The organism is Mycobacterium sp. IDUB_9 (assembly GCF_055419505.1).
The window spans coordinates 647,097-669,329 of the sequence record NZ_JBVAXU010000003.1; the positions used below are offsets into that span (position 1 = coordinate 647,097).

General features: G+C 65.9%; 24 protein-coding genes. 6 read left to right on the forward strand and 18 right to left on the reverse strand.

From position 1 onward, the window contains the following. Nucleotides 1-27 precede the first annotated feature (27 nt). Complete coding sequence (locus ACZY08_RS17540) at nt 28-447, forward strand: nuclear transport factor 2 family protein (protein WP_463745406.1); 420 nt, start codon at nt 28-30, stop codon at nt 445-447. A 66-nt stretch (nt 448-513) separates the two neighbouring features. Here the strand turns inward: ACZY08_RS17540 and rlmN are convergent, their stop codons facing one another. Continuing rightward, nucleotides 514-1,605 (reverse strand): dual-specificity RNA methyltransferase RlmN, encoded by a 1,092-nt coding sequence (gene rlmN, locus ACZY08_RS17545; protein ID WP_463745405.1) that lies wholly within the window; start codon nt 1,603-1,605, stop codon nt 514-516. Between the two features lie 13 nt (nt 1,606-1,618). Continuing rightward, a complete protein-coding gene (locus ACZY08_RS17550; RefSeq protein ID WP_463745404.1) occupies nt 1,619-2,470 on the reverse strand; it encodes a LysR family transcriptional regulator in 852 nt (283 codons plus the stop codon). 196 nt (nt 2,471-2,666) lie between these two features. Here ACZY08_RS17550 and ACZY08_RS17555 point away from each other — a divergent pair, with 196 nt between their 5' ends. Continuing rightward, nucleotides 2,667-3,620, forward strand: a complete 954-nt coding sequence (locus ACZY08_RS17555) for a DMT family transporter (RefSeq protein WP_463745403.1) — start codon at nt 2,667-2,669, stop codon at nt 3,618-3,620. Here ACZY08_RS17555 and ACZY08_RS17560 read toward each other — a convergent pair. The 4 genes from ACZY08_RS17560 to ACZY08_RS17575 form a co-directional block, all read right to left on the reverse strand. Further along, entirely contained in the window at nt 3,528-4,373 is an 846-nt protein-coding gene (locus ACZY08_RS17560; protein WP_463745402.1) for a phosphatidate cytidylyltransferase, read from the reverse strand. The two genes, ACZY08_RS17555 and ACZY08_RS17560, sit on opposite strands and share 93 nt — an antisense overlap. Nucleotides 4,374-4,396: 23 nt before the next feature. Further along, complete coding sequence (gene frr, locus ACZY08_RS17565) at nt 4,397-4,954, reverse strand: ribosome recycling factor (RefSeq protein ID WP_463745401.1); 558 nt, start codon at nt 4,952-4,954, stop codon at nt 4,397-4,399. A 42-nt stretch (nt 4,955-4,996) separates the two neighbouring features. Beyond that, complete coding sequence (pyrH, locus tag ACZY08_RS17570) at nt 4,997-5,749, reverse strand: UMP kinase (RefSeq protein ID WP_463745400.1); 753 nt, start codon at nt 5,747-5,749, stop codon at nt 4,997-4,999. Between the two features lie 146 nt (nt 5,750-5,895). Continuing rightward, complete coding sequence (locus ACZY08_RS17575; RefSeq protein WP_463745399.1) at nt 5,896-6,588, reverse strand: class I SAM-dependent methyltransferase; 693 nt, start codon at nt 6,586-6,588, stop codon at nt 5,896-5,898. Between the two features lie 45 nt (nt 6,589-6,633). Between ACZY08_RS17575 and ACZY08_RS17580 the strand changes: the two genes are divergently transcribed. Together ACZY08_RS17580 and ACZY08_RS17585 are read left to right on the forward strand one after the other, a co-directional pair. After that, nucleotides 6,634-7,065 (forward strand): MarR family winged helix-turn-helix transcriptional regulator, encoded by a 432-nt coding sequence (locus ACZY08_RS17580; protein WP_463745398.1) that lies wholly within the window; start codon nt 6,634-6,636, stop codon nt 7,063-7,065. Nucleotides 7,066-7,121: 56 nt separating this feature from the next. Next, complete coding sequence (locus ACZY08_RS17585) at nt 7,122-8,255, forward strand: glycerate kinase (RefSeq protein WP_463745397.1); 1,134 nt, start codon at nt 7,122-7,124, stop codon at nt 8,253-8,255. On the opposite strand, the gene ACZY08_RS17590 is transcribed toward ACZY08_RS17585, so the two are convergent. From ACZY08_RS17590 to rpsB, 12 genes are all read right to left on the reverse strand, one after another. Then, a complete protein-coding gene (locus ACZY08_RS17590) occupies nt 8,252-8,707 on the reverse strand; it encodes a DUF350 domain-containing protein (protein WP_463745396.1) in 456 nt (151 codons plus the stop codon). The genes ACZY08_RS17585 and ACZY08_RS17590 overlap by 4 nt on opposite strands. Before the next feature lie 17 nt (nt 8,708-8,724). After that, on the reverse strand, nt 8,725-9,888 hold the full coding sequence (locus ACZY08_RS17595; protein ID WP_463745395.1) for a glutathionylspermidine synthase family protein: 1,164 nt from the start codon (nt 9,886-9,888) through the stop codon (nt 8,725-8,727). Next, nucleotides 9,889-10,395: a hypothetical protein gene (locus tag ACZY08_RS17600; RefSeq protein ID WP_463745963.1), complete on the reverse strand. Its 507-nt coding sequence runs from the start codon at nt 10,393-10,395 to the stop codon at nt 9,889-9,891. Nucleotides 10,396-10,562: 167 nt separating this feature from the next. Further along, complete coding sequence (locus ACZY08_RS17605) at nt 10,563-12,539, reverse strand: primary-amine oxidase (RefSeq protein WP_463745394.1); 1,977 nt, start codon at nt 12,537-12,539, stop codon at nt 10,563-10,565. After that, the gene (locus ACZY08_RS17610) at nt 12,536-14,077 is read right to left on the reverse strand and encodes an APC family permease (RefSeq protein WP_463745393.1); all 1,542 of its coding nucleotides are present in this window, start codon (nt 14,075-14,077) and stop codon (nt 12,536-12,538) included. Before ACZY08_RS17610 ends, ACZY08_RS17605 begins: the two co-directional genes overlap by 4 nt. Before the next feature lie 24 nt (nt 14,078-14,101). Beyond that, on the reverse strand, nt 14,102-14,830 hold the full coding sequence (locus tag ACZY08_RS17615) for an ABC transporter ATP-binding protein (protein ID WP_463745392.1): 729 nt from the start codon (nt 14,828-14,830) through the stop codon (nt 14,102-14,104). Nucleotides 14,831-14,837: 7 nt separating this feature from the next. Then, nucleotides 14,838-15,404 (reverse strand): ABC transporter permease, encoded by a 567-nt coding sequence (locus ACZY08_RS17620; RefSeq protein ID WP_463745391.1) that lies wholly within the window; start codon nt 15,402-15,404, stop codon nt 14,838-14,840. Next, entirely contained in the window at nt 15,401-16,519 is a 1,119-nt protein-coding gene (locus ACZY08_RS17625; protein WP_463745390.1) for an FtsX-like permease family protein, read from the reverse strand. Before ACZY08_RS17625 ends, ACZY08_RS17620 begins: the two co-directional genes overlap by 4 nt. Before the next feature lie 219 nt (nt 16,520-16,738). Next, nucleotides 16,739-18,190 (reverse strand): amidase, encoded by a 1,452-nt coding sequence (locus ACZY08_RS17630; protein WP_463745389.1) that lies wholly within the window; start codon nt 18,188-18,190, stop codon nt 16,739-16,741. Between the two features lie 66 nt (nt 18,191-18,256). Next, a complete protein-coding gene (locus ACZY08_RS17635; RefSeq protein WP_463745962.1) occupies nt 18,257-19,111 on the reverse strand; it encodes an LLM class F420-dependent oxidoreductase in 855 nt (284 codons plus the stop codon). A 189-nt stretch (nt 19,112-19,300) separates the two neighbouring features. Continuing rightward, nucleotides 19,301-20,128, reverse strand: coding sequence for a translation elongation factor Ts (gene tsf, locus ACZY08_RS17640; protein WP_463745388.1), 828 nt, complete (start codon nt 20,126-20,128; stop codon nt 19,301-19,303). 17 nt (nt 20,129-20,145) lie between these two features. Next, nucleotides 20,146-20,976, reverse strand: a complete 831-nt coding sequence (gene rpsB, locus ACZY08_RS17645) for a 30S ribosomal protein S2 (RefSeq protein WP_463745387.1) — start codon at nt 20,974-20,976, stop codon at nt 20,146-20,148. 333 nt (nt 20,977-21,309) lie between these two features. Here rpsB and ACZY08_RS17650 point away from each other — a divergent pair, with 333 nt between their 5' ends. Together ACZY08_RS17650 and ACZY08_RS17655 are read left to right on the forward strand one after the other, a co-directional pair. Continuing rightward, the gene (locus tag ACZY08_RS17650; protein WP_463745961.1) at nt 21,310-21,774 is read left to right on the forward strand and encodes a M23 family metallopeptidase; all 465 of its coding nucleotides are present in this window, start codon (nt 21,310-21,312) and stop codon (nt 21,772-21,774) included. Nucleotides 21,775-21,845: 71 nt separating this feature from the next. Then, a complete protein-coding gene (locus tag ACZY08_RS17655; RefSeq protein ID WP_463745386.1) occupies nt 21,846-22,187 on the forward strand; it encodes a hypothetical protein in 342 nt (113 codons plus the stop codon). The last annotated feature ends 46 nt before the right edge of the window (nt 22,188-22,233 follow it).

Sequence of the window (22,233 nt, forward strand, 5' to 3'; positions counted from 1 at the left end):
CGCGATCTGTGTGCACGCTCGGGAAGGATGACTATGGACGAATTGCAGATCCAGGCCTTGCTGTACCGGTACGCCCGGGCAGTCGATAGCAAGGACTGGGAGCTGTACCGATCGGTGTTCACCGAGGACGCGGTGATCGACTACTCGTCGGCGGGCGCGGTGGTGGGCAGCCGCGATGACGTCGTCGACTGGTTCGCCGCGAACTTCGGGGTGATCCCGTGGAGCATGCACTACATCACCAACGTCGAGGTCCTCGAAAGTGACGGCGATACCGCGACCGTGCGCGCGATGTTCTACAACCCCATGCAGTTGCCGGGGACGGCGGAGCAGAGTGCGTGCGGCGGGTATTACCACCACGAGCTGGTGCGAACGCCTGACGGCTGGCGCAGCCGCAGCCTGCGCGAGGAGAACCTCTGGTTCACCAACCCTCCGGCACAACCCAATTGACCCTGCAGCTATGGCGACAAAACGCGAGTAGATAGCGCCGTACCCGCAGAGTCAACGCAGGGAAAACTAGCCCTCGGCGGCCAACTGGCCGCAGGCGGCGGCAATCTCACGCCCGCGGGTATCACGCACCGTGCACGACACTCCCTTGGCCTGAACACGTTTGACGAATTCCCGTTCGACGGGCTTGGGACTGGCGTCCCATTTACTGCCCGGAGTCGGGTTGAGCGGGATCAGGTTGACATGGACGAGTGCGCCCAGCTTGCTGTGGAGCTTCTTGCCGAGAAGGTCTGCGCGCCAAGGCTGGTCGTTGACATCGCGGATCAACGCGTACTCGATGGACACCCGACGACCGGTGACGTCGGCGTAGTAGCGGGCGGCGTCGAGAACCTCGTCGACGCTCCACCGGTTGTTCACCGGCACCAGCGTGTCGCGTAGTTCGTCGTCGGGGGTGTGCAGCGACATCGCGAGCGTGACACCGAGGCGCTCGTCGGCAAGCTTCCGGATCGCCGGCGCCAGTCCCACTGTCGACACCGTCACCGATCGCGCACTGATCCCGAAACCGTTCGGCGGCGGCGCGATGATGCGCTTCACGGCGGCCAGCACCCGGTTGTAGTTGGCCAGCGGCTCGCCCATGCCCATGAACACGATGTTCGACAGCCGCCCGTCATGTTCCAAACGCATGGCCGACGACGCCGCCCGGACCTGCTCGAGGATCTCGGCGGTGGACAGGTTGCGTTGCAGGCCGCCCTGGCCGGTCGCGCAGAACGGGCAGGCCATGCCGCAGCCGGCCTGCGACGAGATGCACACCGTGTTGCGCTGCGGATAGCGCATCAGCACGGACTCGAAGGTCGTGCCGTCGCCCGCGCGCCACAGCGTCTTGCGGGTCTCCCCCGCGTCGCACTGGATCTGCTTCACCGGATCGATCAGTGTCGGGAACAGGGCCCCGGCCACTTGGTCGCGCACCGCGGCGGGCAGATCGGTCATCTGCTGCGGGTCGGCGATCAGGCGGCCGTAATACTGGTTAGCCAGCTGTTTGGCGCGAAATTTCGGCAGACCCAGCTCGGTGACGGCAGCGATACGGCCGTCCTCGTCGAGGTCGGCAAGGTGCTGCGGCGGCATACCGCGTCGGGGGGCTTCGAAGACCAATTCCTGCTTCATGTCTTTTCCAGTATCAGGCTTGTTCGGCGAGAACGTCGTGAACGGTCCGTTCAACGGTGTCCAGGACGGCGGCGTCCACCCCGGCGCGGCCGCGGACGAACACCGATGCACGGCTGGCAGGCGGCAGCCCCTCGGCCAGACACAGCCCGTCGGGCAGCCGGCCGATCATCGGCAGCAGCGCCACGCCCAGACCAGAGCGCACGGCTGCGAACAGGCCCGCCAGGTTCGCCGATTCGGCGGCGATGCGGTAGTCCGTCGCGCACCGGTCCAGGGTGGCAAAGGTGGGTTCGCGCAATGTGCACGGCTCGGAGAACATCACCACCGGCAACGGCTGATTCGCCGCTGTGGTGAAGCTGCGGCCCGAGATCCACTTGAGCGCAAGCGTTCCGGAGGCATGGGCGGGATCCATTCCGGAACCGTCGAGCATTACGGCGAGGTCTACCAGACCGTGTTCGAGGGCGTCGGCGAGCGTGACGTTGCGGTCGAGACGAAACCGCAGCCGCCAGTTGGGCAACCGCTCGCCCAGCGCCGCCGTGAGGGCGGGCAACATGACGTCGGCGCCGTGCTCGGTGGCACCGATCAGCAGTACCTGTTCCTCGGCCGCACCGAGATCGATCAGCGCCGCATCGTGCGCGGCGAGAATGCCACGGGCGTGACCGAGGACGCGATGTCCCAGTTCGGTGAAGGCGACACCACGGCCGGACCGTTCGACCACGGGACCGCCCACGACGGCTTCGATACGACGCACGTGCTGGCTGACGGCGGACTGCGTCATGTGCAACACCGCGGCGGCGCGGTGAAACCCGCCACAGTCCGCCACCGCAGCCAGGCTGCGCAGCGGTGCGATGTCCAGCACCTGTCCCATGCGATCAAGGTACTCCGATCAGTACTTACGATCAAAGAGCAGGCATTTCCTTCCATTCGCTGAGTTATTCCGCCTTACTGATTAGCATCAACGATCGATCGCGATTGCCGATAATCGTTGGACCGCGCGTACGGGCGTCGCTCACGATGGGACCATGCCGCCCACTCCACTGCGCACGCGAGGAGCAATCCAGCCGATGCCGACGCGCACGGCCGCGACCGTGACGTTCTTCTACGCCCTGGGGTATCCGATCGGGAACCTGGCCGTGCACGCCCTCTCCCCGATGGCGGTGCTGGCTGTTCGTTTCGGGCTGGCGGGGCTGGTCCTCGGCGCCTGGGCAGGGCTGGCCCGGGTCCGCTTCCCCACCGGCCGCAAGCTGTTCCACGTCGCAGTGGCGGGCCTGCTGATGCAGGCTGTGCAGTTCTGCGCGCTCTACGTCGCGATTCAGCATGGTGCGCCGGCGGTGCTGTGCGCGGTGGTCATTGCGATGAACCCGGTGGCGACTGCATTGCTCGCCGCGATGTTCTTGGGTGACCGGTTGACGCCGCGCCGGGTAGCCGCGTTGGTGCTCGGTATCGCCGCAGTGCTGGCCGCATGCGCGACCCGACTGGTCACCTCAGGTGGGATCGACCCGGCAGTGGGGTTGCTGCTGGTGGCGCTGCTCGGCCTGGCCGCAGGCGGGGTCTATCAACAGCGGTTCTGCTCGGATGTCGACTTCCGGGCCTCAACCTCGGTACAGAACGCCGTCGCGTTCATCCCCGCATCGGCGCTCGCGCTCAGCACGCCGATCGAGGTGCACGACGCCACCAAAGCCGCGTTGGCGGTGGCCGGCGTGGTGCTGCTCAACGCCATACTCGGGGTGTCGCTGTACGTGCGGGCCATCAACCTGCACGGCGCCTCAGCGGTCGCGATGCTGTTCTGCGTGATTCCCGCAGTCGCAGGGGTGTTGTCCTGGCTCATGCTCGGCGAGCGGGTGAACATCGGTATCGCCGCGGGACTCGTCCTCGGTGCGATCGCCTGCTGGCTGAACGCATCTGGCGCGCGCAACGAGCGCGGGCTACGCCAGCAGGGTCAGCACGATCCAGCCGACGACGGCGGACGGCAGCATCGCGTCGATCCGGTCCATGATGCCGCCGTGGCCGGGCAGTAGCGTGCCCATGTCCTTGATGCCCAGGTCGCGTTTGACCTGCGATTCCACCAGATCACCGAGCACACCGGTGATCACCAGCAACAGGCCCAGCGGCACGCCCACCCAGGCCGGCTTGTCCAGCAGGAATGCGACCGATAGAACGGCCGCGGCGATGCCGAACACCAGCGAACCGCCGAGACCCTCCCAGGACTTCTTGGGGCTGATCGCCGGGGCCAGCAGATGCTTGCCGAACAGGACCCCTGCGACATAACCGCCGATGTCGGCGAAGACGACCGTCACGATGATGGTGAAAACGCGGGCACCGCCGTGGTCGGCGAAGATGAGCAGCGCGGTGAAGGCCGCGAACATCGGCACCCACGTGGCCAGCAGCACCGTGGCGGCGATATCGCGCAGATAGTTGACCGGTTGCTGATCCAGCCCCTGGCCGACCAGGCGCCACACCATGCAGACGACGATGGTGCCGCCGTAGGCGCCCAGTAGGCCCGCGGCCCCGAACGGCCAGGTCAGCCAGATCATGGCCTGCCCGCCGAGCAACAGCGGCACAGTGGGCAGCGCATAGCCGTGTTCGCGCATTCGCCGGATCACCTCGTGGGTGGCGATGGCGATGGCGACTGCCAGCAGCGGCAGCCACCAGATGGGCGCGAAGAGCAGGGTGCCTATCGCAAGGGCACCGAGCACCACGCCGACGGCGATAGCGGCCGGCAGGTCGCGGCCGGCGCGCGAGGTCTTCTGTGGTGGCTCAGTCTGTGCCACGGGACTTGGGTGCTGAAGGTCGCCTAGACCTCCAGCAACTCGCCTTCCTTGTGCTTGACCAACTCGTCGATCTGGGCGGTGTAGGTGTGGGTGGATTTGTCGAGGTCCTTTTCCGCGCGCCCGACTTCATCCTCGCCGGCCTCGCCGTCCTTCTTGATCCGGCTGAGCTCCTCCATCGCCTTGCGACGGATGTTGCGCACGGACACCTTGGCGTCCTCGCCCTTGGATTTCGCCTGTTTGACCAGGTCGCGGCGGCGCTCCTCGGTGAGCTGCGGGATGGAGATCCGGATGATGTTGCCGTCGTTCGTCGGGTTGACCCCGAGGTCGGAGTTGCGGATGGCATCCTCGATCGGCCTCAGCTGGGATGCCTCGTAAGGCTTGATGACGACGAGGCGCGCTTCGGGAACGTTGATGCTCGCCATCTGCGTGATCGGCGTCATGGACCCGTAGTACTCGATGTTGATCCGGGAGAACATGCCCGGATTGGCGCGGCCGGTCCGAATTGTGGACAGGTCGTCGCGGGCCACACTCACGGCCTTTTCCATCTTCTCTTCGGCGTCGAAGAGAGTTTCGTCGATCACTTCGGGTTCTCCATCGATCTTGCTCCTCGCTTGCGCGGCGGGTCAGGTGGTGGTGACCAGTGTTCCGATCTTCTCACCCGCCACTGCACGGGCGATATTGCCTTCGGTGAGGAGGTTGAACACCAGCATCGGCATCCGGTTGTCCATGCACAAACTGAAGGCGGTGGCATCGGCTACCCGCAGGCCGCGGTCGATGGCCTCGCGATGGCTGACTTCGGTGAGCAGCTCGGCGTTCGGGTCCTCCCGTGGGTCGGCGGTGTAGACGCCGTCGACAGCCTTGGCCATGAGCACCACATCGGCCCCGATTTCCAGGGCGCGCTGCGCAGCCGTGGTGTCGGTGGAGAAGTACGGAAGGCCCATGCCTGCGCCGAAGATTACGACGCGCCCCTTCTCCAGGTGCCGCACGGCCCGCAACGGGATGTACGGCTCGGCGACCTGACCCATGGTGATGGCAGTCTGCACGCGGGTGTCGATGCCTTCCTTCTCCAGGAAGTCCTGCAGCGCAAGGCTGTTCATCACGGTGCCGAGCATGCCCATGTAGTCACTGCGGGTGCGTTCCATGCCACGCTGTTGCAGTTGGGCTCCGCGGAAGAAGTTGCCGCCGCCGATGACGACCGCGACCTGGACTCCGCTTCGCACCACGGCGGCGATCTGGCGGGCCACCTGATGCACGACGTCGGGGTCGAGGCCGACCTGGCCACCGCCGAACATCTCTCCGCCGAGCTTCAGCAGAACCCTTGTATAGAAGGGACGAATGGGTGCTGCGCCCTCGCCGGCGACATTCGGATCCGCCATCGGTCTCCTCGGCACTCCTCGCATGTAGAGAGCCACCCGGGTTACCCCTGGACGGCCTCTCCATCCTGCCCTATGGCGGACGGCACACCTAGTTTGGGTGAACTCCGGAGGACCGAGTGTCGCCGGCGGCACAGGTCAGCCGGTGACTATCCCAGGTGCGCCTGAAGCAACCAGGCCGCCATGGACTTGCGGTCGGCACCTTCGTCGCGGAGGTCCATCCGGGCGAAATCGGCGAAGTTGGCGAATTCCGCTGGCACATGCGCATGGATGCGGGCCGGTCGCACGTCGTCGATCACCCAGTACTTGCCGACGACCTCGCGCAATTCCTCCTCGCTGACCGGATTGGCCGGTCCGGAATCGCCCATCGTCCCCTTGTCGAACACCAGCACGAAGTAGGAGGCGCCGGGTGCGGCCGCCTGCACGATCGACTGCTGGTAGCCCTCGCGAAGTTCGACCGGCATCGAGTGGAACAGAGTCGAATCGACGATCGTCCCGAATCGACCGTCGTAGCCGGTGAACGCGCTGATGTCGGCGACCTCGAAGCTGGCGTTGGTCAGCCCGCGTTTGGCGGCCTCGGCCCGGGCCAATTCGATGGCGGTCGCCGACTGGTCCAATCCGACCGTGGTGAAGCCCCGCTCGGCCAGGTCGAGCGCGGTCGCGGCCTCGCCGCAGCCGGCGTCGAGCACCTCCCCGTGGAACTTTCCCTCGGCGATCAGTGCCGCGATCTCGGGTTGCGGTTCGCCGATGCTCCACGGCGGACGGACCCCGGCAAATTCCGGAGCCTCACCGCGGTAAGCGGATTCGAACATTGCGTCTGACATTTCGCTTGGCGTGGTCATACGTCCGGTATATCAACCTGCTTGATATGTGTCAATATGCTTGATATGAACTCCGATGTGGGCGGCATCCTGGAGGACCAGCCGCTCGGATATTTGATGTATCGCGTGGTCGCGGTGCTGCAGCCACGGGTCGCCGCACAGCTGCAACCGCTGGGCCTCAAACTGCCCGAGTTCGTCTGCCTCCGCATCCTGTCGATGTCCCCAGGCCAGTCCAACGCCGAACTCGCCCGCCACACGAACGTGTCACCACAAGCCATGAACAACGTGGTGCGCGGCCTTCAGGACCGCGGCGTGGTGCGCAGGCCGGCCACCGTCGACTCCGGACGGGCGCTGCCCGCCGAGTTGACCGCCGAGGGTGTCGAATTACTCAAACGTGCCGAATCGGCAGTGCTCGCCGCCGAGGACGAGGTGCTCGACCGCCTCGACCCCGAGCAGCGCCGCGAGCTCAAACGGCTCCTGGCGCACGCGGTCAACTGAGCTGCCTTCAGTTCTGCCGCGCCGAGCAGCGCCGCAGTCGGTAATGTCCCGAGCCGATGAAGATCGTGCTGGCCCCGGACTCCTTCAAGGAGTCGATGACCGCGTCGCAAGCGGTGGCGGCGCTGCGCGAGGGCGTCCGGTCGGTCCTACCCGACGCCGAGTGCATCGGGGTGCCGATGGCCGACGGCGGTGAAGGCACAGTCGACGCCGTTGTCGACGCCCTCGGCGGTGACCGCGTGGCGGTCGAGGTCAGCGACCCACTGGGTCGGCCTACGCGCGCCACCTATGGCTACATCGACGGCCGTCGCCTGGCCGTGATCGAGATGGCCAGCGCCTCCGGCCTGGAGCTGGTGACCCCTTCCGACCGGGATATACTGTGCGCCAGCACATTCGGTGTCGGACAGTTGATCATCTCGGCTCTGGACCACGGCGCGACCGAGTTGCTGATCGGCATCGGCGGTTCGGCGACGAATGACGGCGGGGCCGGCATGCTCACCGCTCTGGGCGTCGCCTTCACCGATGCCGACGGTGCTGCCCTGCCGCCCGGCGGCGCGGCACTGGCACGGCTGCAGCACATCGACGTCTCCGGCCTGGACCCCAGACTGGCCGGTGTCCACGTCCGGATCGCCTCTGACGTGACCGCGCCGCTGCTCGGAACCGATGGCGCCAGTGCGGTTTTCGGACCGCAGAAAGGCGCCGGCCCGGCAGACGTTGCGACCCTCGAATCCGCGTTGACCCGCTTCGTCGAGGTGACCGAGACCTCGCTCGGCCACGCCCGACCCGATCGAGCGGGCGCCGGCGCTGCCGGGGGCCTGGGCTTCGGGCTGATGGAATTCCTTGCGGCCGAATGCGACCCGGGCGTCGAGATGATCGCCCAAACCGTTGGACTGGAACAGGCGTTGACCGGAGCCGACTGGGTGTTCACCGGGGAGGGTGGTGTCGACGCCCAGACCATCTTGGGCAAGACACCGTTCGGCGTCGCCCGGCTGGCCGCGCGCACCGGCGCCAGGGTGGTGATCTTCGGCGGCCGGGTGTCCCCCGGCGCCGAGGTCCTCCTGGCCAACGGCGTGGACAAATTGGTGGCAATCACCGCACCGGGCGTCCCACTGGAACAGGCTCTGCGTGACGGCCCGGCCGCGTTGGCCCGTGCGGCCGCCGAAGTCTGCCGCACGCTCGGGCCAGAGGCCTAGAGGATCGCAGCCGCCACGATCAGCCCGAACGCCAGGTAGGACGCCGTCACGACCAGGACCTGGGGGGTAAATCGTTCGGCGGCGAGCACCCCGCCGATGTCGATCCCTTTGATCGCGCCGACCAGCCGCACCGAAAAGGCCTGGGCCGCAATGCCCACCAACCCGAACACCAGGGTGGTGATCAGCCCCTGGACCAGGTCACCCGACGAGCTGTAGATGGCCAGCACGATGATCAACGACATCGAGACCACGCCGGAGGCCGCCACGGCGGCGGCGTTGGGTCGCCCAGCCTGAACCAGGGTGCGCAACGGGCCCGGGGTGGTCCAGTCGATCACGTAGAAACCCAGGACCATCAGCGCCACACCGACGATCGAGTACAGCACGATGGCCGATACCCCATGGCCGAGGACCGACCAGTAATCGGAGCCGAGCGCAACCAAGGTGGTTGTCATAGGTTATTCCTTCCGGGTCACTGCGGGATGCGGTGTGGCACAAAGGCAGCGCCGTTGTCGGTGACGAGACCGGAGGTCTCGCGGATCCCGAGTCCGGCGGATTCGTCTCCGACGATCCATGCGCCCAACGCCGGGCGCATGTCGTCGAATTGCGGTAGCGGATCGAGCAACTGGTACACGTAGCCCTCCTCGCCGTACACACCGCCGGTCTCGGTTTCGTATCCGGCGCCGACGATGGTGATGTTGGCGCCCTCCCGGCCGAGTTTCGGTTTGCGCACGTACTCGGTCAGCTCATGCGGGTCATCGACGTAGGCCGGCAACAGGTTCGGGTGCCCGGGATACATCTCCCACAGCACCGCCAGGATCGCCTTGTTGCTCAACAGTGTCTTCCACAGCGGCTCCACCCACATGGTGGCGGGCAACTGCTCGATCGCCCGGCGGCCGAAATCGTCGTCGAGCATCCACTCCCACGGATAGAGCTTGAACACCGACGACATGGGAGCTTCCTCCAGGTCGACGAACCGGTCGAGGTCCTGGTCAAATCCGATGTCCTCGATCGCCAGACCCACGGTGCGCAGACCGGCTTCGGCCGCACACTCCTGGAGATAGGCCACGGTCACGTGGTCCTCACCGCTGGTCTCGGCCCCTGACCAGGTGAAGTACGTCTCGGCGCCCGGAAGACGATCACGGATCTCGGTCCAGCGGGCAACCAGTCTCTCGTGCAAGGAGTTCCATTGATCATCGGCCGGGTAGACGTCGGTCTTCCAGTGCCACTGCAGGATCGCCGCCTCGAGCAGTGTGGTCGGGGTGTCGGCGTTGTACTCGAGCAGAACTGGTGGCCGGCGACCGTCGTAGCGCAGGTCGAAGCGGCCGTACAGGTGTGGATCACTGCGCCGCCACGACTTCTCGATGTGCTCCCAGCTCCATTCGGGAAGCCCGAAGTCGCGATAGCGGCCGGTCAGCACGACGTGCTCGACAGCCTCCAGGCACATCGAGTGCAGCACCTCGACGGAAGCCTCGATCGACAGCACCTCGTCCATGTCGAAGACGTAGTGCACCGATTCATCCCAGTACGGGCGGTCGGCACCGGTCGCGTCACGCGCCGGAGTTCCGTAACACATACCTTGGTCGGCGATGATCTGTTCCCAGCCGAGTCGCGGGGAACTACGTTGACGGCGCATTCAGCTTCCTGAGCTTCCGCCGTAGCTCGATGACGAGCCGAATCCGCCTCGTTTGATCGACGTGCCCGATTTGGTCTTGGCCGTGGTGCCCTTGGGAACCTCCAGGGTGCCACCCCGGGCCACGGTGCCCACCCCGCCGTTGCTGCCGCCGTAGTAATAGCGGTACGGCGAGCCGAGGTAGATGAAAGTGCCCCCTGAACTGCTGTGGCCACTGGAGCAGTACGAGTCGGGCACCACCTCGTTGGAGCCGTCCTTGACGCAACTGGCCGCGATTTCCTCTTTGTGCAGCAAGTGGTAGCCCAGGGCAACCACCCCGACCACACCGACCACGGCCACCGAGCCCATCAGTATCTTCTTGTTGGTAGCGGCCCGCCGTTCGCGCGTCTCCTCCTGCTGCCTGGCCCACTCCTCGGCGGCCTCGCGCTCCTTCTGCATCTTGTCCCGCTGGCGCGCTTCGGCCACGGTCGGGGGCCGCGGCGTCGCGGTACTCGGGTCCTGCCAGCGGATCGAGCCCGGCTTCGGACCCGGCGGGTCGTGACTCATCGAGTGGTTCGGCTCGTTCGGCCCAGACGTCATTCACACCCCCACAGCAGTGACTCCTGCCGGTCATCATAGGAGCACACGGCCGTTGGGGGTCCCGGCACCTGACGTTTATCTGGTCGGAGTGCTATCACTCAGTGGTGGTGGCAGGCCGCCGGAGGTGACGGCGGAACATCCAGCGCCGGGTTGCCGTCGAAGAAACCCACCGGCTTGAGCTTGAAGCCGGTGTAGTGGCAGGGCATCACCGGCCAGTCCTCCGGGCACACGACGTGATGGGCGCCCACCGTGTACCAGAGCACGACGTCGGTGTCCTCCAGCGGCGCGTCATCGGCCACATACTGCGGTAGCCCCTGGGCCTCGGCACACTGATACATGTAGTCCCCCGCCGCGTACAGCTCCCGGGCGTCGTAACGGGTGACCCACAGGTTGTGCTGAACGAATCGGGCCCGGTCGTAGATCACCGACCCTTCCTGCACCATCACCGGGACGATGTCCTTGGGCATCAGCTTGTAGGCCACCGGTGTCCCGAACTCGTTGAGCTTGGACGGGTTGACCACCTTCCAGTACCGGCCGGTCGAGTGCTCCCAGTCGCGTGCACCCTCCGTCTCGGATGCCACCAGGGTGTCCCGGGTGATCCAGGCGTTGTGATGCGGGTTCAGTGCCGGATCCGGTTCGGGAATCGAATCCACCTCGTACACACTGTTTCCCGGGCCGTCGACGCTCATGTCCATCCGGAAGTTGAAGAAGTGCTGATGGTTGGGCCCATACATTCCCGGCGCCACCATCTTGCCCCAGCGCGGCGACTCTCCCCCGACGATCGCCCCGGTGGTCAGCACGCCCGTGAGTTTGACCTCCATCTCGATGGACGCGTCGTTATAGAGATACCAGAAGAAGCCGTACTCGTAGTTGCCCACCGTGCAGATCATCGAGATCACCAGCCGCCGCGACCGCCGCACCTCGACCTCCCCGGTGCGGAAGTCGGTGTGCTTCCAGGAGATACCGAAGTCCTCCTCATGCATGCAGATGGCATTGGGAATGGTGACCGCGTTGCCGCTCGAATCATTGACCGTGCCGTCGAAGTAGAAGATCTCGCCCAGACAGTCACAACCCAGGGTGAGCGGGTTGGCCGAGAAGCCCATCCCCACCTCACCCATGTCGAAGACGTTCTTGTTCCAGTGGGTAGGCGACGAATCTCCGTAGGGCACCACCATTTCCGAAAGCGCCGCCCGGTACATGATGGGCCGAACCGTACCGCGGTCGTTGTAGCTGAGCTCGTGCAGTACCAGGCCCTCACGCGGGTTGAAACCGACCCGCAGCGACCACTTCTGCCACGTGACGTTCCAGCCGTCCACGGTGTAGCTCGGCCCGTCGGGCTGGATGATCTCGATGGTCTTGACGTCGTCACGGAACTGGGTGAATGTGGGCCGATTTTCCCGGGTGAACATGAACTGCTCGGAATAGTTGCCGCCCTTGGACGGTAACGGCACGGCACCGTGGTCCTCGATACCGATGACCTCCATGTTGTCCAGGTCGAAGGTGACGATCAGGCCTTCGACCGGTCGCGCATAGCCGTTCTCCGACGGCGCCGCGCGCATGAAAGTCAGCGGCCGGCAGATCAGCGGCGAGTTCTCGTAATGGTCCTGCGCGCCGTAGTAGCCGGCCGGCCACGGGTCGATCATCGCCAGACTGAAATCGGTGACGCCCCGTTTACGCATGGCCTCCTGCCAGCGGGGGTCTTCTCGCACCTTCTCCTCCACCCCGGTCATGTGCTCGACCAGGTAAGACGGGAATCGGCCGGGAATCGGTGTCCATGAGTCGATGACACGGGCGTCGATGTCCACGATCGCCTCGTAGATCATCTTCGCGGCACCGTCGTACATCGTCACGAACGCCTGGCGCGGAACATCGGTTGTCCCAGCGAAAGACAATGCGGCGGACTTGGCCGGTTCAGCCAGCTGGATCATGACGAACTTCAATGTCGGTGTGGCGTAGTCGGATCCGTTGATGACGGCGGCAGCCGCCTCGATCTCGGCACCGGTCAGTGGGTCGAGCGGATACCGGGTTGCGCCCCCGGTCGATTCGGTCGGGGCCAGGGTGCTGTCCATGGTCATTTGGTTGTGTCCTCCGCTTCAGTCTTGTCGAGGTCGAATACGGCCAGATGCGCCAAGCTGTCGGCCTGCGACACCTTGTGCGCCGAGCGGCGCCCGAAGACGTACACGAGGAGCCCGAGTGCGAACATCCCCAGGCTGATCCCGCCGACCCACGTCATCCAGGTCGCGGTGGGTACGTCGAGCCATGGGGTGACGAATGAGTAGTAGATGCCGCCGATCGTGGCCAAGGTCCCGACCACGACGGTGATCCACACGCCCACCATGCCGCCGGGGATGCGCCAGAATTGTTCGTTCTCATAGCGATCGGAGTACTTCTTGCGGGCCACCACCACCGGGATCAGGAAGAAGAACCCGGACAACAGCCACACCGTGGACAGGCCGCCCTGCAGGTAAACGGTGACATTGGCCATGCTCGACTGCGAGTAGAGCCCGACCAGGATCAGCGACGAGATGACACCCTGGATCAGGATCGCGGTTACCGGGTTGCGGGTGCGCGGATTGAGATGGGTGAAAATGCGCGGCAGATGCCGTTCCAGCCCGGAGACAAAGATGAGCCGTGAGTAGGCGACCTGGTAGGTCATCAGCGCCACGATGATGATCCCCGCCAGCACCACCGCGCAGATCTCCATCAATCCGGGGAAGCCGGCGACGTCCAACATGCCGATTATCCCGGTCACCGGGTCGATCTCGTCACCGGGTAGAGCCATCATGGTGCCGAGCGTGGTCATCAGATAGATCGCCACCAACGCGGCCGAGCCCCACAGGATCATCCGCGGTCCGCTCTTGCGCACCGATAGAAACTCCGCGCCCATGTTGTACGGGGTCTCCACACCCAGCAGGTAGAGCAGCACCGTGCCGTAGAGGAACCCTGCGACGGCGAAGTTGGGGATCGTTGCCTCCGCCCAGCTGAACGGGGTGGCGGAGCCGTGCTCGACGGCGAAGAGCAGTCCGCAGACGAAGATCGTCAGCGTCAGCACGCCGTAGACGACGAAGACCACGTTCATGATGCGTTGGTTGGCAGCCAGTTTCGCCAACGCCAACCCGACCACCGTCCACAGGATCACCAACTGCAGGATGATGGTCGTCATCAGTCCGAGTTCGGTGTGGAAGGCCAGCAGTAGTAACTGCAGCACAATCGCCGGCGAGGATGCGGCGTTGAGGATCACCGGCACCCACGACAGATACCCGCCGATGAATCCCCAGGTTTCACCCATGGTTCGGGTGGCCCAGATGTACACACCGCCCTGCCCGGGCCAGAGGTTGCCGAGTTCCACCACGGCCATGCCCGCCGGGATCAGAAAAGTGAGGATACCTAGCACCCACATCGGGATCGCGGTCCAGCCCCCGCCAGCCATCACCGAGGATCCGGTGACCCAGCAGATGATGAACACGTACGCCGCGGTCAGACCGAACGTGCTCATCACCTTGGGCAGGATCTGCTCCGGCACCAGCTCGGTCGTCATCAGCTTGTCGCGACCCGCCGGTTCCAACTCTGTTGAATTGCTCCTCGCGTGCGAGGCCGCTAACTCTTGGGTCATACACTTTCTCCCAATGCCGTTGGTTCAGTTGACGATTTGTCCGTCTCGCATCCGGACGACACGGCTCGCTTCGTCGGCCACCGTGGGATCGTGGGTGCTCGCGACGACCGTGACGCCCAATGTCGAGCACAGGTCGCGCAGCATGCGCACCACCGTCTCCCCCGTGCGGTGGTCGAGGTTGGCCGTCGGCTCGTCGGCAAGCACCAGTGTCGGACTACTGATCAGCGATCGCGCAATCGCTGTGCGCTGCTGCTCGCCGCCCGACATCTTGGTGGGCTGGTGGTGCACGCGATGGCCGAGGCCCACCATCTCCAGCAGTTCGGTTGCTCTCTTGCGCAACGACTTCCGATCGTAGGGCTCGAACATCAAGGGCATTTCGACGTTCTCGACCGCGGACAGGAACGGGATCAGGTTGTAACTCTGAAAGATGAAGCCGATGGTGTCGTGACGCAGCGCCGCGAACTGGCTCTCGGTCAGTTGCGCGGTATCCTGCCCGCTGATCACGACGGAGCCCTTCGTGGGACGGTCCAGCCCGCCGATGATGTTGAGTAGTGTGGATTTTCCGCTGCCGCTCGGCCCCATCAGGCAGACGAACTCCCCAGGCAGCACCCGGAGTTCGGCGGCAACGAGGGCCTTGACCACCTCGTCGCCGAGCTTGTGCAGTTTCCATACGTTGCTGACCTCGATCACGGGCTTCTTGGGCACCTCCGCATCGCCCAAGCCGGCCGTGACGGTGTCGTCGAGTGCAGTCATGATCGGATCAACCCTCCGCGGTCAGGGATCGAATGGGCGGACGTGAAGCGGCATTGAAGGTGGGGACGAAACTCGTTGCGACCGCGGCGAAGACACTGACCGCGACGGATACCATCGCGCCGGCCGCCAACCCGGCGTAGGAGACTCCGGTGGGCGCCAAGCCCAAAAGTGCAACCACGATTCCGGCGATCGCCGCGCCGACGGCACCCACCAACGCACCGAGAACGGCAGCCAGCAGCGGTTCGACAAGCAGGGCGGCGATCACGGGAGCACGGGGAATGCCGTTGGCGCCCAGCACACCGAGTTCGCGGGTTCGGTGCGCCACGGTTCGGGTGGTGGCGACCGCAACCTCGACCACGCCGACCAGCAGTACGGTCACCGCGATGAGGAACACTGCCCGGTTGATCTCCTCGGCGTGGCCCAGTGCCGCCGACTGCGCGCGAATCCCTGCCGACAACCCGAACACCAGCACCACCAGGAATGCCCCGGTGGCAGTGGTGACCACAGGCAACACCATCTCGCGGATGCGCCGGCACGCCGACAACCAGCCGTATGCCAGACCTTTGCCGATCACCTTGCCCCCAGGAGCTCGACGGGCCGTTGCTGCAGCAGCCGGTGCACGGGAACCAGGGCGCCGACGATGGCCATCGCGGGTAGAAACGCCGCCACCATGCCCGCGGCCTGGGCCCACGCTGTAGGTGTGGCGATACCCGGAATAACCAGTGCCACAGCCACACCCGCGCCGATGACGCCGAGCGCATAGGCCACGACGAAGACGAACGCCGATTCTACGAGAAAGAAATACAGCACCTCGTCGGCCAAGCCGATGCTGCTCATGATCCCGAATTCACGCTTGCGTTCGGTGACTGCGGCCAGGAATGACGACACCGCGATGACAAAGCCCAGCCCCAGCCCGATCGTGGAGATCAGGCCCAGCGTCGAGCCCGTGACCTTGCCCGAGAACAACGCCGAGAACTTCTGCTCGAAGCTCAGTGGCCCCGAACCGCCGACCGTGTCGTAGATCAGGCCAGGTCCATCGGGCGTCGGAGACACTGACGGATCCGACGTGGACGGCAGCCCCACCGCGGCACCGAGGGTCTGGGCCAGGTCGCGGCGATGCTCGTCACCGGCCGGCGCCGTGATCGTCCACCACCCGTTGTCACCGACCAGCAACCGGGCCAACGCCGGAGCCACCGTCATCGACTCCCCCGAGCCGGAGACCCGCGCGACCAACGGGAGGGCACCCACGTCGATCACATCCCCCGAGGTGATGTGCAGGCGATCAGCCAGACCGGTTCCCAAAACTGCTTGACCCGAGTCGACTTCGTCGCTGCCGCGCAGTGATACCGCGGTGCCGCTGACGGTTGTCACCCCCGAGATGGTCAGTCTGCCCTGCCAGCCGTCGGGCAGGGCGAGTGACGGCGGTGGCCCGTCGGCGACCAAGGCGCGTGCCTCGTTGTCGAAGTGCACACCGGCTGCCGGCACCGCCCACAGCTGAGCGCCACCGAGCACATCGGTGACCGAGTCGGCCCCGGTGAGGGCAAAGCTCGCCGAGATGGTGCGCACCACGGTGACGCAGGCGATCGCCAGCGCAATCCCGAGTACCGACAGCACAAATCGTTCCGGCCGGCGGCGAATGTTCGCCAGTGCGAAACGGATCAGGCACCCGAAGGTACCCCCGGTGCCCATATCACCGGTCGCGATCTCCGGCGATCGATGGGCTGTGGACGATTGAGACGACGATGGGAAAGCTACGGTTTCCACAGAGAGGATGCTGCGAGCCGCGTGTTTCGTCCAGAGCAGATCGAAGCGTCGCCAGAGTTAAATGCCTCGGATTGGCGTTACGTCATCATGTCGTCGGCGCAACCGATTTCGTCGTCCAGGAGCATCATCGGACGCAAAACCAGCCTATTTCACCGCTTTTCGCGCCCGTTTCCGCGGGGTTGCCGGAACCGGCTCTTGGATGCGCGGCCAGGGCCTGGCCTCTTCGAGCTCGTACGCCAGCTCCAGCAGCAGAGCTTCGCGGCCACGGGCCGCCGACAGCATCATGCCGGCCGGGAGGCCGGTCTTCGTCTGGGCCAGCGGCAGCGAGATGGCCGGATCCCCGGTGGCGTTCTGCAGAGGTGTGAACGCCACCCAACCGAGCAGCCGGTCGATGATCTGCTCGTAGTCCGCGGCCGGGTCGAGCCGGCCGATCTCCAGGGTGGGTTCGGCCAGGGTCGGCATGAGCACTGCGTCATAGCTGTTGGACAACCGCTCGGTGATCCGCCGCGACCGGGCCAGCCGGGTGATTGCGGCCGGGAGCCGGTGCAGGTTGCGGGAGGCGAGTCGCTCCAGCCCGAGGGTGAGGTTGTCGAGCTTGGCCCGGTCGAAACTGGGGCCGAAGGACCGCTTCCCGCCTCGCACGATCGCGTACGCCAGGAACGCCCAGTACAGCAGGAAGTCGTCCTTGAACCGGGCCGGGACCGGGTTACCGATCACCGTGATCTGGTGGCCGAGCTCCTCGAGCAGTGCGGCGGTCTTGTGGGTCAGCTCGGTCATCTCCGGACCGGCGTCGTGCACGACGGACTGCGTGCACACCGCGATGCGCAGGCGCTGCTTGCCCGGGCGGCTGACGTCGCCGATCGGCGGCAACTTGGGGTTGCGGTAGACGCGCTCCATCTCCCGGTAGAGCGCCGCGGTGTCACGCACCGATCGGGTGAGCACCCCGTCGGACACGATCCGCAGCGGCATCATCCGCAGGTCCCTGTCCTGCGGCAGCCGGCCTCGGGTGGGCTTGAGACCGACCAGCCCGTTGCAGGCGGCGGGGATCCGGATCGAGCCGCCGCCGTCGTTGGCGTGCGCGATCGGGACCGCGCCCGCCGCGACGAACGCGCCCGAACCCGACGAGGAGGCACCTGCGGTGTACAGGGGGTTCCACGGATTGCGGACCGGTCCCAGGCGCGGATGCTCGCAGGAGGCACTGAAGCCGAATTCCGAGAGCCTGGTCTTGCCCAGGGGCACCAAGCCGGTGGCGAGGTACGCACGGGCAAAGTCGCCGTGGGCCGTTTCGGGACGGGGTTCCCACGCGTCGGTACCGCGCATGGTGGGCATGCCCTGGACCGCGGCGTTGTCCTTGACGAAAGTCGGGACACCGTCGAAGAACCCGCCGTAGCGGCTCGGTGCGGCTCCGCGGGCGTGCGCCCGGTCGAAGGCCTCGAACGCCAGTCCGTTGAGGGTGGGGTTGACCGCTTCGACCCGCGCCACGGCGGCCTCGATCAGGTCGGCCGGCGAGACCCGGCCTGCTCGCAGCTCCTCCACGAGGCCGACTGCGTCGTGCTCACCCAGGGCGTCGTCGCCGAAGGCGAAGATTCGACTCATGCTCAGACGGTACCAAGTAGTACCGCGCTGCGGCGGTCGGCTCTCGCCGCCGCCGGAAGACCACCGTCACTGCGTCCGGGCCACGGTCTGCAGCGCCGCCAGATGCTCGTCGACGGTCCGCAGACCCGCTCCCATGGTGTTCACCGAGACGTGGGTGGCTCCGGCGTCGGCCCACGCGGCGATGTCGGCCGCGGTCTTGTCCGGGTCACCGGTCCAGGCCACCCGGCCCTCCATGCCGATGGTGGCGGGATCTCGCCCGGCGGCGACGGCGGCACGCTCGACCCGCGCACGTGCGTCGTCGAGTTCCAGCCCGGGCCCGACCATCGGGAACCAGCCGTCGCCGAGTCGCCCGGCCCGCTCCAGTGCCCGGGCAGAGACCGCTCCGAACCACACCGGGATCGGACGCTGCACCGGCAGCGGGGCCAGACCCGCACCGGTCACCCGGTGGTGGCGGCCCTCGAAGGTCACCGACGATTCGGTCCACAGCCGGCGCATCAGCTCGACCTGCTCCTCGGAGCGCCTGCCGCGGTTCCTGAACTCCTCGCCGAGCGCCTCGTACTCGACCGCGTTCCAGCCCAGCCCGACACCCAAGCGCAGGCGCCCGCCGCTGAGCAGGTCGACCTCGGCAGCCTGCTTGGCCACCAGAACCGCCTGGCGCTGCGGCAGGATGATCACCCCGGTCACCAATTCCAGCGAAGTGACCGCGGCCAGGTAGCCGAACATCACCATCGGCTCGTGAAATGTGGTGTAGAGGTCATAAGGCCCGGCCCAGTCCCGATGGACCGCCGGATCGGCGCCGACGACATGGTCGTAAGCCAGGATGTGGGTGAAGCCCAACTCTTCGACACGCTGGCCGTAGGTTCGCACGGCCCCTGGATCCCCGCCCAGTTCCGTCTGGGGGAAAACAACCCCTACACGCATGCTCACCTCCAACACCATTGGTACCTGCCACACTCCCACACCGGCAAAGCTCCCCGCGCCGGCGTGAGCAACTACCCGGCACCGACCACGTCACGAATGAACAAAACCCCGCGCTTTCCGGGATCGCCGGATGAGCGCGGGGTTTTGCGACGGGCGGCGGTGGGTGTGCCGCCCGAGTCTTCTTCGGTGCTAGGCCTGGCCGACCTCGAACCGCACGAAGCGGGTCACGGTGACCCCGGCCTCGTCCAGCAGGGCCTTCACGGTCTTCTTGTTGTCGGACACCGACGGCTGATCCAGCAGCACGACGTCCTTGTAGTAGCCCGTGACGCGACCTTCGACGATCTTGGGCAGCGCCTGCTCCGGCTTGCCCTCTGACTTCGCGGTCTCCTCGGCGATACGGCGCTCGTTGGCGACGATGTCCTCGGGCACCTCGTCACGGGTGAGGTACTTGGCCTTGAGCGCAGCGATCTGCAGTGCGACCGCGTGCGCGGCCTCCTTGCCCTCGTCCGCGTCGCCGGCCTGGTACTCGACCAGCACACCGACGGCCGGCGGCAGGTCCGCGGCGCGCTTGTGCAGGTAGGTCTCGACCGTGCCGTCGAAGTAGGCGGCACGACGCAGCTCGAGCTTCTCGCCGATCTTGGCGCTCAGATCCGCGATGGACTGCTCGACCGTGGTATCGCCGACCTTGGCGGCCTTGAGGGCATCCACGTCGCCGGCGTTCGCAGCGGCGGCAGCCGCGACGACCTTGTCGGCCAGCTCCTGGAATTCGGCGTTCTTGGCGACGAAGTCCGTCTCGGAGTTCAGCTCGATCAGCGCGCCGTCCTTGGCCGCGACCAGACCCTCGGCGGTGGCGCGCTCAGCGCGCTTGCCGACGTCCTTGGCGCCCTTGATACGAAGCAGCTCAACGGCCTTGTCGAAGTCGCCGCCGGCCTCGACCAGAGCATTCTTCGAGGCGAGCATGCCGGCGCCCGTCAGCTCCCGCAGTCGCTTGACGTCGGCAGCGGTGTAGTTAGCCATTTAAGACTTCTCCTGAATTACGAAGCGTCAGTGGATGTTTCGGGTGCAGCCGCAGCCTCGCCCTCGGCGGTACCGGCGGTCGCGCCGGCCAGCAGTTCCTGCTCCCACTCGGCAAGCGGCTCGACACCCTCGGTGGCCTGCTTCTCGCCGGCACCCGCGCCGGCCCGGGCCTTCAGACCCTCGGCGACCGCGGAGGCCACGACCTTGGTCAGCAGTGCCGCAGAGCGAATGGCGTCGTCGTTGCCCGGGATCGGGTAGTTGACCTGATCCGGGTCACAGTTGGTGTCCAGGATCGCGATGACCGGGATGCCCAGCTTGATGGCCTCGTTGACGGCCAGGTGCTCCTTGTTGGTATCGACGACCCAGATCGCCGACGGCACCTTGGCCATGTCCCTGATTCCACCCAGCGACCGCTCGAGCTTGTTCTTCTCACGCGTGAGCATGAGGATTTCCTTCTTGGTGCGACCCTCGAAGCCACCGGTCTGCTCCATGGCCTCGAGCTCCTTCATACGCTGAAGGCGCTTGTGCACGGTGGAGAAGTTGGTGAGCATGCCGCCCAGCCAGCGCTGGTTCACGTAGGGCATGCCGACGCGGGTGGCCTCTTCGGCGATGGACTCCTGCGCCTGCTTCTTGGTGCCGACGAACAGGACGGTGCCGCCGTGGGCCACCGTCTCCTTGACGAACTCGTAGGCCTTGTCGATGTAGGTCAGCGTCTGCTGCAGATCGATGATGTAGATGCCATTGCGGTCGGTGAAGATGAACCGCTTCATCTTGGGGTTCCAGCGACGGGTCTGATGCCCGAAGTGAGCGCCGCTATCCAGCAGCTGCTTCATGGTCACAACAGCCATGAGCTCATTCCTTTGTTTTGTCGGTTGTCGCCCAGCGTCGGGTGATGCCGGGCCCTGGTGCCTGCCGGCTGCCGAACCCGCTCTGGGAAATCCCAGGTCAGGACCGTCGGCATCCGTGTACGACCCCGTTGAGGCGATCGATATGCGCAGACATGCGAAGTCAGCCCGCTAGCGAGCTGCGGGTAGAAGTTTACACGCTGCACAGGCGTGCTTTTACCACGCGGCAAACGCCGACGCGTTCATCCACAGCCCCGGGTTTCGGGGCTTCCGGAACGCCCGGGTTGGCGCTGAACTGGGATGGTGAGGTTTGCCGCGACGGCGCTGCTGGTGATCATGGCGTGGATGTGGCCGGCCGCCGCCTACGCCGAGGGCTCCCGCCTGCAGTGGCCGGTGTCTCCTCGACCTGCGGTGACCAGGGGTTTCGATGCCCCCTCCCCCAATTGGAGACGCGGCCACCGTGGCGTGGACCTGGCTGCCGCGCCGGACCAACCGGTCTATGCCGCAGGTCCGGGCACCGTGGTGTTCGCCGGCGTACTGGCCGGCCGTCCGGTGGTGTCGCTCGCTCACCCAGGTGGGCTGCGCACCAGCTACGAGCCGGTGCAGGCCGCGGTACGGCCCGGACAGACCGTCACCGCCGGGCAGATGCTCGGCACACTGCTGGCCGGCCATCCCGGCTGTCCGGCGGCGGCCTGCCTGCACTGGGGAGCGATGTGGGGTGCCGCCGCCCGGGCGGACTACGTCGACCCTCTCGGCCTGCTCGCCGGGACACCGATCCGGCTCAAGCCGCTGGGCGGCTGAAATTTGGTGCTGATGCGGCGCTGATGGTGCCGCTAGTTTCATTCGTGGTCTCCGACGCGAAGGGTGCACAGGTGAGTAAGGCGCGATGGATCTTTCTGTCGATATGCACCGTGTTGTTTTTCGGCGTCGGCCTGGCACTGACCATTCCCGGTTTTGAACTGGCCTGCGGCACTGATGTCACCTGCGGCGACTGGGTGATGCACCCCGGGGACCAGTGCCGCAACATCGTTCGAAGCTCGTCGTATCTGTATGACTACGACCGGCAGCGGTCACGAAATCAGGACGAGGGCTGGCTTCTGGTGAGCGTCGGCGGGACACTCCTCTTCGCCGGCGCGCTGTCCGTTTTCGCGTTGATCGTTGCGTACCTGCACGAAAAGCGCGAAGCCACACTTGGCACGACGAGTACCGACTAGCAGTTCCTGTACCCACACCGCTTCGAGGACGGCCTACTGTCGAAAA